This window comes from Lacinutrix cladophorae (genome assembly GCF_053604645.1).
Map to the genome: position 1 here is coordinate 207,790 of NZ_JBSHNR010000108.1, position 11,952 is coordinate 219,741.

At 30.7% G+C, this 11,952-nt stretch carries 12 protein-coding genes and 1 rRNA gene; 11 read left to right on the top strand and 2 right to left on the bottom strand.

The window, feature by feature from the left end; translation table 11 throughout:
• Positions 1 to 92 precede the first annotated feature (92 nt).
• The 11 genes from ACVC3Y_RS07375 to ACVC3Y_RS07425 all read left to right on the top strand — a co-directional run bounded on the left by ACVC3Y_RS07375 (position 93) and on the right by ACVC3Y_RS07425 (position 11,234).
• Positions 93 to 722, top strand: coding sequence for a tRNA (guanine-N1)-methyltransferase (locus tag ACVC3Y_RS07375; protein ID WP_303424049.1), 630 nt, complete (start codon positions 93 to 95; stop codon positions 720 to 722).
• A gap of 75 nt (positions 723 to 797) precedes the next feature.
• Positions 798 to 1,241, top strand: coding sequence for a GNAT family N-acetyltransferase (locus ACVC3Y_RS07380; RefSeq protein ID WP_303424048.1), 444 nt, complete (start codon positions 798 to 800; stop codon positions 1,239 to 1,241).
• Positions 1,242 to 1,294: 53 nt separating this feature from the next.
• Complete coding sequence (trmD, locus tag ACVC3Y_RS07385) at positions 1,295 to 1,972, top strand: tRNA (guanosine(37)-N1)-methyltransferase TrmD (RefSeq protein ID WP_452226525.1); 678 nt, start codon at positions 1,295 to 1,297, stop codon at positions 1,970 to 1,972.
• A gap of 25 nt (positions 1,973 to 1,997) precedes the next feature.
• The gene (locus ACVC3Y_RS07390) at positions 1,998 to 2,477 is read left to right on the top strand and encodes a GyrI-like domain-containing protein (RefSeq protein ID WP_303424046.1); all 480 of its coding nucleotides are present in this window, start codon (positions 1,998 to 2,000) and stop codon (positions 2,475 to 2,477) included.
• 317 nt (positions 2,478 to 2,794) lie between these two features.
• Positions 2,795 to 3,148 (top strand): 50S ribosomal protein L19, encoded by a 354-nt coding sequence (rplS, locus tag ACVC3Y_RS07395; protein ID WP_303424045.1) that lies wholly within the window; start codon positions 2,795 to 2,797, stop codon positions 3,146 to 3,148.
• 697 nt (positions 3,149 to 3,845) lie between these two features.
• The gene (locus ACVC3Y_RS07400; RefSeq protein WP_303424044.1) at positions 3,846 to 4,418 is read left to right on the top strand and encodes a pentapeptide repeat-containing protein; all 573 of its coding nucleotides are present in this window, start codon (positions 3,846 to 3,848) and stop codon (positions 4,416 to 4,418) included.
• A gap of 149 nt (positions 4,419 to 4,567) precedes the next feature.
• Entirely contained in the window at positions 4,568 to 6,796 is a 2,229-nt protein-coding gene (locus ACVC3Y_RS07405) for an NADP-dependent isocitrate dehydrogenase (RefSeq protein ID WP_452226526.1), read from the top strand.
• Positions 6,797 to 6,866: 70 nt separating this feature from the next.
• Complete coding sequence (locus ACVC3Y_RS07410) at positions 6,867 to 9,242, top strand: TonB-dependent receptor (RefSeq protein ID WP_303424042.1); 2,376 nt, start codon at positions 6,867 to 6,869, stop codon at positions 9,240 to 9,242.
• A gap of 4 nt (positions 9,243 to 9,246) precedes the next feature.
• Positions 9,247 to 10,062, top strand: coding sequence for a DUF4249 domain-containing protein (locus tag ACVC3Y_RS07415; RefSeq protein WP_452226527.1), 816 nt, complete (start codon positions 9,247 to 9,249; stop codon positions 10,060 to 10,062).
• Positions 10,063 to 10,192: 130 nt separating this feature from the next.
• Positions 10,193 to 11,014 carry an N-acetylmuramic acid 6-phosphate etherase gene (gene murQ / locus ACVC3Y_RS07420; RefSeq protein WP_452226528.1) on the top strand — a complete coding sequence of 274 codons (822 nt, stop codon included), beginning with the start codon at positions 10,193 to 10,195 and terminating at the stop codon, positions 11,012 to 11,014.
• The gene (locus ACVC3Y_RS07425; protein ID WP_452226529.1) at positions 11,001 to 11,234 is read left to right on the top strand and encodes a DUF6095 family protein; all 234 of its coding nucleotides are present in this window, start codon (positions 11,001 to 11,003) and stop codon (positions 11,232 to 11,234) included. Before murQ ends, ACVC3Y_RS07425 begins: the two co-directional genes overlap by 14 nt.
• On the opposite strand, the gene ACVC3Y_RS07430 is transcribed toward ACVC3Y_RS07425, so the two are convergent.
• Positions 11,235 to 11,735, bottom strand: a complete 501-nt coding sequence (locus ACVC3Y_RS07430; RefSeq protein WP_303424038.1) for a hypothetical protein — start codon at positions 11,733 to 11,735, stop codon at positions 11,235 to 11,237.
• A 126-nt stretch (positions 11,736 to 11,861) separates the two neighbouring features.
• Positions 11,862 to 11,952, bottom strand: a 5S ribosomal RNA gene (gene rrf / locus ACVC3Y_RS07435); the annotation flags it as partial.

An 11,952-nucleotide genomic window follows, 5' to 3' on the forward strand; every position in this document is an offset into this window, starting at 1 on the left:
CTTTGTTTTTGTAATCATTTTGAAAGGCATTAAGCATCTAAATAAACATAATTTGTTATTTTCGTAAAAAATAAACCAAACTAATTTTCTAAATGAATTCTTTTAAATTTCTTATAATTCTATCCATATCTTTATTTTGTACTACTATTAATGCACAAACAAATAATGCGGAAGAAGAAGACAACCTTTCATTAAATAGTGGCACAATAGATAATCAATTTGAATATATTTTAAGAAAGTCTGGAAATTTTAAAGGTACTAATGGACAACCTTATGAAGCTGTTAAACGAAGTATGCTACTCACTTTAAGAGCGCACACTATTGACTCTTTAAAAACGGTGCATAAAAACTTAACCAAAACGCAAGCTGTAGTAAATAGTCAAGCAAAAGAAATTGCTACTTTAAAAGCAAGTTTAACAAATACGCAAGGTACTTTAGAGCAAACTAATCAAGAAAAAGATAGCATGTCTTTATTTGGAATCCAAATGAGCAAATCTGGATATAACGTTTTAATGTGGTCTATTATTGGAGCTCTATTAGCCTTTTTACTATTTTTTATCTACAAATTTAAAAACAGTAATGCAATAACTCGAGAAGCAAATAAATCTTTATCCGAAATAGAAGAAGAGTTTGAAGAACACAGAAAAATAGCTTTAGAACGTGAGCAAAAAGTTAGACGTCAACTGCAAGACGAATTAAACAAACAAAAAAATAATAGCTAATCTTTATAAAATAATACCTCAAGGGAATCTTGAAATAATTAAAAAATCTGTAATTTCACATTACAGATTTTTTTTATGAATATAATTACTGCAACAATAGATCATATAGAAGCGTTAACACCTCTTTTCAATAATTACCGAATTTTTTATAAACAAGCATCAAATCCTGAAGCTGCAAAAGCATTTTTAAAGAAACGTATAGAAAATAAAGACGCTGTAATCTTTATAGCTTATTTAAAAGAAAAGGCTGTTGGTTTCACGCAGTTATACCCTTTGTATTCTTCAGTTTCTATGCGTGAAATGTACTTACTAAATGATTTATATATAGATGCAGCATATAGAAACCTTGGTATTGGAGAAGCACTTATTAATCAAGCAAAGGTTTTATGTCAACAAGAAAACAACAAAGGTTTAGCTATTCAAACTGCTGCAAATAATCCTGCGCAAAACCTATACAAACGATTAGGTTTTAAACCAGATTCCGATTTGCATTTCTTTTGGAAAAACTCCAAAGTTTAATCCTTTATTTTTCATCATATTCTTTGCATCTTTGCAACTTATAAAAAATACGCATGAGAATTGATATTATAACCGTTTTACCAGAATTATTAGAAAGCCCATTTAGTGCTTCTATACTTAAACGTGCCATTGAAGCGGATTTGGTAGAAGTACACTTTCATAATTTACGTGATTATACCACAGACAATTACAAATCTATAGACGATACTCAATTTGGTGGTGGTGCAGGAATGGTCATGATGATTGAACCCATAGATAAATGTATTACTAGATTAAAAGAAGAACGTCATTACGAAGAAGTGATATATATGACTCCAGATGGAGAAACCCTAAACCAAGGAATGGCAAATCATCTTTCTTTAAAAGAAAATATTATTATTCTATGCGGACATTACAAAGGTGTAGACCAACGCGTTCGCGATCAATTTATTACCAAAGAAATCTCTATTGGAGATTATGTTTTATCTGGTGGAGAACTTGGGGCAGCTGTGCTATGCGATGCGATAATACGATTAATTCCAGGTGTTTTAGGAAACGAAACTTCTGCGTTAACAGACTCTTTTCAAGACAATTTACTAGCGCCACCCATTTATACAAAACCAAGAGAATACAAAGGATGGCAAGTACCAGAATTGTTATTTAGCGGTAACCATGCTAAAATAGAAAAATGGCGTGAAGAACAAGCTTATCAACGTACTAAAGATAGAAGACCTGATTTATTAGACGATTAATTAAAAACCATTTTAAAATCCACATATGCTACCAAGAATAGAGACTGTATCTGAAAAAAAATTAGTTGGAAAAGCTGTTAAAATGTCTTTAATAGATAACAAAACTTTCGAATTATTTTCTGGTTTTATGCCAAATAGAAACTTAATAAAAACTACTATTGGTTCAGATATATACGAAGTAACAGAATATAATGTGGATTATTTTAAAAATTTTAACCCTAATAATAACTTTAAAAAATGGGCAACTTTAGAAGTTGAAAATACAGAGAACATTCCTGAAGGCATGCAAAGTATAACTATAGCTAGTGGTTTATATGCTGTTTTTACCTATAAAGGATTAGCAAAAGATTTTTCTAAAATGATGCAATACATTTTTACCGAATGGTTACCAAGTTCGGAATATGCACTAGATAACAGGCTTCATTTTAATGTACTAGGACAGAAATATATTCATGATTCACCAGCATCTGAAGAAGATGTATACCTACCTATAAAGCAAAAATAATAAACAATATATAAGTTAGAAACAGATTGCTGCGTTAAGGATTGAAAGGTTGTTTGAGCTCTTTTTTGTTATTTTAAAAAAAAAAGCGAGCCTGGAAAGCCTGACTTTTTGTGTTGCTATTGTGTATTGAGCACCTAAATATACTTACAAAAAGTAACGCCCAAACCCTTATAATTCATAAGTTTAAAAAGTTTATTTATTTTTTATTTTGTTGCTTGGTAATTGTATTTTTATATCTATATTTGCACCACTTTTGAGCTAACCTCTGGCGAGAATCGCGAATGTTGCCTTGAAATAACTAATAAAAATTAATAAAGATGGAATCTTTAATAAAATTTGTACAAGACGAGTTTGTAACAAGAAAAGACTTTCCAGAGTTTGGAGCTGGAGACACTATTACAGTGTATTACGAAATTAGAGAAGGAGAAAAAGTACGTACACAGTTCTTTAGAGGTGTTGTTTTACAACGCAGAGGAACTGGATCATCAGAGACATTTACTATTAGAAAAATGTCTGGAACTGTTGGTGTAGAACGTATTTTCCCTGTAAACTTACCTGCTTTACAAAAAGTAGAAGTAAACAAAAGAGGTAAAGTACGTAGAGCACGTATCTTCTACTTTAGAGGTCTTACTGGTAAGAAAGCTAGAATTACAGAAAAGAGACGTTCTTAATAAACGTTTAATATTATTTTTAAAAGCCCTGAGAAATCTGGGCTTTTTTTCGTCTCCATGTTATCAACAAAAGTTAATAACTCTTGTTTACAAAACGTTGATAACTAACACCTTGAAGCGTTTGTTGTTTTAAGTTCTTGTTGTATATTAGCTAAAGAATTACAAATCACAACTGTGAGTTTCTTGTTAAAGAGAATGAAAATTGAAATTCTATAGAGAAACGTTCTTTATTTAATTGTTTTTTGAGGTTTTAAAGTAACATGTGTAAATGTGATTCACTGAAAAATCATGAAGTTTTAAAAAGTAGTATATGCTTAGGCAGATAGTAACTAGTAAAATGGAAAGCTTTAATAAGTAGTTGACACGAAAGTGAAAACTATTAAAAAAAGTAATATTTAATAGAAATGTATCACGAAAGTGAAACAAAAAAAATAAATATCAAGAAAAACAATTAACAGAAACATTTTAGTAACAAGTCAATACATTTTGAAAGTTACAACATAAAATGTTTATTGATATAGTGAAACTTGAAACCATAATTGTTTTAATATGAAAATTTTAAATCAATGTTAAATGGATCATGCCTAACTATTTCAAAGAAAGCCATATCCCACTAGATTAAATTCTATGTGATATGGCTTTTGTGTTATATATGCTTTCTATACATTTACAAAAACAATCCTTATTATATTTTTAAATGAACCTTCCTTTTATAAACGATATAACTTACAAAAATAAAGATTATACTACTACAGAATTAGCAAAAGCCGAGTACGATAATTGTACCTTTATAAATTGTATTTTTACTAATAGCTACTTAACAAACAATTCGTTTTTAGAATGTGAATTTATAGATTGTAATTTAAGTAACGTTAAAGTTAAGGGAGTAACATTTAAAGATATAAACTTTATTAATTGTAAAATGATTGGCTTTCCTTTTAACGAATGTAATTCCTTTCTACTAGAACTAAATTTTAAAGATTGTAATTTAAGTCTATCTTCCTTTTATTTATTAGATATTAAAAATACTTTTTTTAATACTTGTAATCTAGAATCTGTTGATTTTACAGAAACAAACCTAACGAATGCTAAATTCTCAAGCTGCAATTTATTGGAAGCCATCTTTGACAACTCAAACCTTGAAAAGGCAGATTTTACAACTGCAAAAAATTATACCATCCATCCAGAAAAAAACAAAATAAAAGCTGCAAAATTTAGTAAAAATGGATTATTAGGCCTTTTAAGTATGTACAGAATTAAGGTGGAATAAAACATATTTCGTAATAATAATTCTCTTTTATTAAAATCTTCTTAAATATGATGTATCAAAACTATACTTATTTCGATTAACTAGTGCTTTTTTGTATATTTGCTAAGCTTAAATTTTAAGCACTATTAAATTCCGCAAACAAAATAAACATGACAAAAATTTCTACAATAATTTACACGAAGACTGATGAAGCTCCTGCGTTAGCGACACATTCTTTTTTACCAATAGTTCAAGCTTTTACAAACTCTGCAGGAGTAAAAGTAGAAACCAGAGATATATCACTAGCTGCCAGAATATTAGCTGCTTTTTCAGATTTATTACCAGAAGATCAACGTGTTAATGATACATTAGCAGAATTAGGAGAATTAGTAAAAAAACCTGAAGCTAATATTATTAAACTTCCTAATATTAGTGCCTCTGTACCACAATTAAAAGCTGCTATTTCTGAGTTACAAGAGAAAGGATACGCTTTACCTAACTATCCAGATGAAGCAGAAACTGCTGAAGAAAAAAATATAAAATCTCGTTACGATAAAGTAAAAGGTAGTGCTGTAAATCCGGTATTACGTGAAGGAAACTCCGATCGTCGTGCTCCTAAAGCAGTTAAAAATTATGCGAAAAAGAACCCACATTCTATGGGAGCTTGGAGTAAAGATTCAAAAACACATGTGGCAACGATGACACATGGTGATTTTGCACATAATGAAAAATCAATAACATTAGCAGATGCTACAACTATAAAAATTGTTCATACAGATAGTAAAGGAAATCAAACCAACTTAAAAGAAGGTTTAGATCTACTTAAAGGAGAAATTATTGATGCAACAATAATGAGTAAAAAAGCCTTAATTGCTTTTTTAGAAGAACAAGTTGAAGATGCTTTAGACAAAAGCGTATTGTTTTCATTACACATGAAAGCAACAATGATGAAAGTTAGTGATCCAATTATATTTGGTCATGCAGTACGAGTTTTCTTTAGTGACTTATTTGAAAAACATGGTAATACATTCGATAAAATTGGTGTAGATGTTAATAATGGTTTTGGAAACTTACTAGATAAATTAAGTGAATTACCTGAAGCCAAACGTGACGAGATTAGAGAAGATATACGTTATGCGTTAGATCATAGTGCCGATTTAGCTATGGTTAATAGCGATAGAGGTATTACAAATCTACATGTACCAAGTGATGTTATTATTGATGCATCCATGCCAGCAATGATTCGTACTTCTGGGCAAATGTGGAATGCAGAAGGAAAACAACAAGACACAAAAGCGGTAATTCCAGATAGTAGTTATGCAGGAATGTATATTGCTACTATTGATTTTTGTAAAAAACATGGTGCTTTCGATCCTACTACCATGGGAACTGTTCCTAATGTTGGACTAATGGCCCAAAAAGCAGAAGAATACGGCTCTCACGATAAGACTTTCGAAATAGAAAGTGATGGGGAAGTTGAAGTAATTGACGCTTCAGGAACTGTTCTTTTAAATCATAAAGTAGAAGCTGGAGATATCTGGAGAATGTGTCAAGTAAAGGATGCGCCAATTCAAGATTGGGTAAAATTAGCAGTTACACGTGCTAAAGCATCTCAAACTCCTGCTGTTTTTTGGCTAGATAAAAAAAGAGCGCATGATGCCGAATTAATTAAAAAAGTAAACACTTACCTTTTAGATCATGATACTTCTAACTTAGATATTAGAATTCTTGATCCAATTGCTGCAACTAATTTTACATTAGAAAGAATTAAAGATGGTAAAGACACTATTTCAGTTTCTGGAAACGTTTTACGAGATTACTTAACAGATTTATTTCCTATTTTAGAATTAGGTACTTCTGCTAAAATGCTTTCTATTGTTCCTTTAATGAATGGTGGCGGTTTATTTGAAACTGGAGCTGGAGGTTCTGCACCAAAACACGTACAACAATTTGTAGAAGAAAACCATTTACGTTGGGATTCTTTAGGTGAATTTTTAGCACTTGCAGTTTCTTTAGAACACCTAGGAGAAACAAATAGCAATGAAAGAGCTAAAGTTTTAGGGGCTACTTTAGATGATGCTACCGAAAAATTATTAGAAAATAAAAAAGGCCCTTCTCGAAAAGTTAACGAATTAGATAACAGAGGAAGCCATTTTTATTTAGCAATGTACTGGGCAGAAGCTTTAGCGAATCAAGATAAAGATGCCGATTTAAAAGAAACCTTTACTCCTATTGCAAAATCTTTAAGCGAAAACGAAAGCGTTATTGTAAATGAGCTAAATGAAGTACAAGGAAAACCTGTAAATATAGAAGGTTATTATGAGCCAAATGATACTTTAACTAGTAAAGCAATGAAGCCAAGTAATACCTTTAATACTATTTTAAATACAATAAAATAATTCAAAATTAATCTAAAAAAGCTCCTTTCTAGGAGCTTTTTTTATACATTTAATTCAAAATTATTAATACATGTCAAAGAAAATAATTAATTTACTTCTATTCTTTTGTTTTAATGTATCCTCCATAATTGCGCAAGAAAAAGTCACTTTAAGCGGTACTATTCAAGAGGCAGTAAGTAATGAAACACTTATTAGCGTAAACATCATCATCCCAGAATTACAAACAGGAACAACAACAAATGAATATGGTTTTTACTCTATTACAGTACCAAAAGGAGACTACAAAATAATTATTAGTTATATTGGTTTTGCAGATGTTGTCGAAACAATTAACCTTTCGCAAGACATTACAAAAAATTACTATTTAGAAGAAGCTACTCAAAATCTAGAAGAAGTTGTAATTAAAGAAAATGTAGAGAGATTAAATATTAAAAAGCCACAAATGAGTGTCAATGCACTCTCTTCAAGTACCATTAAACAAATTCCTGCCATACTTGGCGAACCAGATGTTATAAAAGCTATAACTATGCTCCCAGGTGTTACTACTGCTGGCGAAGGTGCTTCAGGCTTTAATGTTCGTGGTGGTGCGGCTGACCAAAATTTAATTTTACTAGACGAAGCTACTATCTACAACTCTTCCCATTTATTTGGTTTCTTTTCGGTATTCAACCCAGATGCTATCAAAGATTTAAAACTATACAAAGGAGGTATTCCTGCTCGTTATGGAGGACGTGTTTCTTCCGTTTTAGATATCTATCAAAAAGAAGGAAACAGTAATGGTTTTCATGCTAATGGTGGTATTGGTATTGTTTCCAGTAGACTTTTATTAGAAGGTCCAATTAAAAAAGATAAAGCCTCTTTTCTTTTAGGAGGAAGATCGTCTTATGCGCATTTATTTCTCCCACTTTTCGATATAGATAGCAAAGCATATTTCTATGATTTAAACACCAAAATAAGCTATAAAATCAATAAAAACAATAATGTATATTTATCCGGTTACTTTGGCAGAGATGTATTTAGCATTAGCGAAAGTTTTAAAAATACCTATGGTAATTCCGTTTTAAACTTTAGATGGAATCATTTATTTTCTGATAAATTATTTTCCAATATGTCATTAATATATTCCGATTATTACTATGGACTAAATTTAGATTTCATTGAGTTTAATTGGAATTCTGGTATTAGAAACTTCAATTTTAAATACGACTTAAAACATTACTTAAACGATAAAATAAAATTACAATATGGTTTAAACAGTATCTACCATAAATTTAATCCTGGTGAGATTGAACCTTCTAGTGAAACTTCAGGAATAAACCCTAGAAAATTAATAGATAAATATGCTTTTGAAAATGCGGTTTATATCGATGCCGAACATAAATTAACCAAAAAATTAACCGCCTCTTACGGTTTGCGTTATAGTTCCTTTTTACGTTTAGGTCAAAAAGAATTAAATATTTACGAAAATGATAACCCTATTATTTTTAACGAAGCACTTCAAATTTATGAAAAAGCAGATCCTATAGACACCGAATCCTACAGTAGAAGTGAAGTTCTAAAATCATTCGGCAATCTAGAACCAAGACTTGCATTAGCCTATCAATTAAATGAAAATTCTTCTATAAAAGCTAGTTATAACAAACTAAGTCAGTATTTACATTTACTTTCTAACACTAGTTCTCCTACACCATTAGATGTTTGGACACCAAGCGGACAGTACGCAAAACCACAAATTTTAGATCAAGTTGCTATTGGTTATTTTAAAAACTTTAAAGACAGAACTTATTCCCTAGAAGTGGAATCCTTTTATAAAAAAATAAAAAACAGAATAGATTATATAGATGGTGCAAATTTAATTGCGAATGATGCTATCGAACAAATTATTTTAAACGGAAGAGCAAGAGCTTATGGTTTAGAAATTTTATTCCGAAAAAATGAAGGTCGTTTTAAAGGTTGGTTTGCTTATACTCTTTCTAAATCCGAACAGCAAACACCTGGCAGAACAGCAATAGAAACCGGAATAAATAATGGAGATTGGTACAATACGCCTTACGATAAAACACACGATATTTCTGTTACAGCTAGCTATGATCTAAATAAAAAATGGACCTTTAATGCCAACTTTATATTTCAATCTGGACAACCAGTAACCTATCCTAACGGACAATACGAATATAATGATTTAACCATACCGAGTTATACCAATAGAAACGAATACAGACTACCTAGCTATCATCGTTTAGATATCTCAGCAAATTACACACGAAAACCAGACAAGAAAAAAGGATTACAAAGTTATTGGGTTTTTGGTGTTTATAATATGTATAACAGACGTAATGCAGCATCCATAAGCTTTAGAGAAAACTCCGATACAGGAACAAACGAAGCTGTTAAACTCTCTATTTTTGGTATCATTCCTTCTGTATCCTATAATTTTAAATTTTAAGAAAATGAAGCAAGTTATAATACTAATATTACTATGTGTTTTTACATTCTCTTGTGAAGATGTCATAGATATAAACGTACCTACCGAATCCCCAAAGTTAGTTATAGATGCATCTATAAATTGGTTAAAAGATACCCCAGGAAATGAACAATCCATAAAACTTACTTTATCTGCCGATTTTTATGAAGACCTAATTCCACCAGCAAATAATGCTCAAGTAAGTATTACTGATTTAAATAATAATACATTTGAATTTGTGGAAGATGGTCAAACAGGAATTTACCAAAACAATACATTTATTCCAGAAATTAACGGTGTTTATAATCTAACCATTATTTACAATGATGAAGTATATAACGCAACCGAAACATTAAAATCGGTTAGTGAAATTGATTTCGTAGAGCAAGAACTCAATGGTGGTTTTACTGGTGAAGAAACAGAAATAAAAGTCTATTTTACAGATCCAGCAGAACAAGAAAATTATTATTTTTTCGAATATGTGTCAAGCATAGAGGATTCCCCAGTATTAGATACGCTTACCGACGAATTTATTAACGGTAATCAAATTTTTGGCCTATATATAGAAGAAGACCTAGAGCCTGGAGATACTATAACAGCTAAACATTTTGGAGTTTCAGAACGTTTTTACGAATTCATGTTTTTACTCTTGCAACAAACCAGCGATGATGGTGGAGGTCCTTTTGAAACCCAACCAGCAACCGTTCGCGGTAATTGCATTAACCTAACCAATCCAGAAAATTTTCCTTTTGGTTATTTTAGGCTTTCCGAAGTTGCCGAAATACAGTATACTATCCAATAAATTAATTTGGGCGTTACCTTACAAAACTTTATGGTTTTGCAAGGTCGTGCTGTACACTATATCTTTTGTAAAAAAACAAAAGGATGCCGTTTCCATCACTAACGCAAAACAAAATTCGTATTTTTACAAAATGACATTCATTAAAACCACAGAACAAGATTCAAACTATAATCATCTAGAAAAGATGACTATTAACGAATTGCTTCAAAACATAAATAAAGAGGACAAAACAGTACCATTAGCTGTAGATAAAGCATTACCTCAAATAGAAAAATTAGTATCTAAAATTGTAGAAAAATTAAAATCTGGAGGACGTTTATTTTATTTAGGAGCAGGAACAAGTGGACGATTAGGAATTTTAGATGCAAGCGAATGCCCACCAACATTTGGTGTATCACACGATTTAGTTATTGGCATCATTGCTGGAGGTGATACAGCAATTAGAAGCGCTGTAGAGTTTGCAGAAGATTCTACAAACCTAGGTTGGAAAGATTTACAAGAATATAATATTAGTGACAAAGATGTTGCTATTGGCATTGCAGCATCAGGAACTACTCCTTACGTAATAGCTGCTCTAGAAAAATGCAATCAAAATAATATAATTACAGGTTGTATAACATGTAATCAAGACAGTCCTTTATCTAAAACAGCACAATTTCCAATTGAAGTAATTGTAGGTCCAGAATTTGTAACCGGCAGTTCTAGAATGAAGGCAGGTACAGCACAAAAACTGGTTTTAAACATGATTACGACAAGTACTATGATTCAATTAGGCCATGTCAAAGGAAATAAAATGGTAGATATGCAATTAAGTAATAATAAACTTGTAGACAGAGGTATTAGAATGATAAAACAAGAATTAAATATTACTAAGGAATTAGCCTCCAAGTTATTAAACAAACATAAAAGTGTAAGAGCTGCTATTAAAAATTACAAAGATGGAAACGAATAAAACAGATAAAGATATTCTTGTAAAAGGAATCAAGACAATGGGAATAACTCTTATTTGCATGTTTCTTGGACCTTCACTACTCTATGTCGCTTTTACCAATGAAGATAAACCTTTATATATTCCACTTATAATTTTAGGAATTATTATTTGTACTTCTGCAATATTTTTTGCCTTTAAAGGCTTAAACACTATTATGAATAGTATGTTTAAAAAAAAATAGTTATTTCAAAATTATTTGTCTTGGAGTAGTAGGGTTATAACCAAATGTTTCATCTTCAATTTCTACATCAATTCGATCCAAAATATAACTTATTATTGCATAATGGTGAATAGTATGGCTATTAGCTTGAGCTAGGATTGCAGAGAACGTATAATTCAATTTTGTTTTTCCCATACCTAAATCATCTATAACAAAAACTTCTCTGTTTATTTCTGTCCCTTTTAGCTTACTAACCTTTTCTATTAAAGTGTTTAAATAACAAGTTGCAGTATCACAACACGTTTCCACATCAACATTTCTATTTCTGGCTGTTAAATCTATTTCTCTATTAACTTCACTAAAAATACAGTTATAAAAATCTAGAATATGTCTTATATGCGAGCCAACACTAGAAAAATATGGAGGTACTGAAATATCTCCAAGTTGATCATTCGATAGTTTAGATAATAAAACTTGGGATTTACTAAGCGTATTTAAGGTAGATTTGATAACTATATCCATAAAGACTAATTTAACTAAATAATTTTAATATTAAAATTTATTTCTATTTAGTCTTATAATCCAAGTAGCCTTACAAATTATAGTATATAAAAAAACCCTTCAATAAATAAATATTGAAGGGTTTAAAAAAGGCGACGACCTACTCTTCCACAATGTAGTACCATCGGCGCAAATGGGCTTAACTTCTCTGTTCGGAATGGTAAGAGGTGAGCCCCAT

Coding starts and splice junctions, on each gene's coding strand:
- ACVC3Y_RS07375 (WP_303424049.1), top strand. CDS start 93: ATGAATTCTTTTAAATTTCTTATAATTCTATCCATATCTTTATTTTGT.
- ACVC3Y_RS07380 (WP_303424048.1), top strand. CDS start 798: ATGAATATAATTACTGCAACAATAGATCATATAGAAGCGTTAACACCT.
- trmD (WP_452226525.1), top strand. CDS start 1,295: ATGAGAATTGATATTATAACCGTTTTACCAGAATTATTAGAAAGCCCA.
- ACVC3Y_RS07390 (WP_303424046.1), top strand. CDS start 1,998: ATGCTACCAAGAATAGAGACTGTATCTGAAAAAAAATTAGTTGGAAAA.
- rplS (WP_303424045.1), top strand. CDS start 2,795: ATGGAATCTTTAATAAAATTTGTACAAGACGAGTTTGTAACAAGAAAA.
- ACVC3Y_RS07400 (WP_303424044.1), top strand. CDS start 3,846: ATGAACCTTCCTTTTATAAACGATATAACTTACAAAAATAAAGATTAT.
- ACVC3Y_RS07405 (WP_452226526.1), top strand. CDS start 4,568: ATGACAAAAATTTCTACAATAATTTACACGAAGACTGATGAAGCTCCT.
- ACVC3Y_RS07410 (WP_303424042.1), top strand. CDS start 6,867: ATGTCAAAGAAAATAATTAATTTACTTCTATTCTTTTGTTTTAATGTA.
- ACVC3Y_RS07415 (WP_452226527.1), top strand. CDS start 9,247: ATGAAGCAAGTTATAATACTAATATTACTATGTGTTTTTACATTCTCT.
- murQ (WP_452226528.1), top strand. CDS start 10,193: ATGACATTCATTAAAACCACAGAACAAGATTCAAACTATAATCATCTA.
- ACVC3Y_RS07425 (WP_452226529.1), top strand. CDS start 11,001: ATGGAAACGAATAAAACAGATAAAGATATTCTTGTAAAAGGAATCAAG.
- ACVC3Y_RS07430 (WP_303424038.1), bottom strand. CDS start 11,735: ATGGATATAGTTATCAAATCTACCTTAAATACGCTTAGTAAATCCCAA.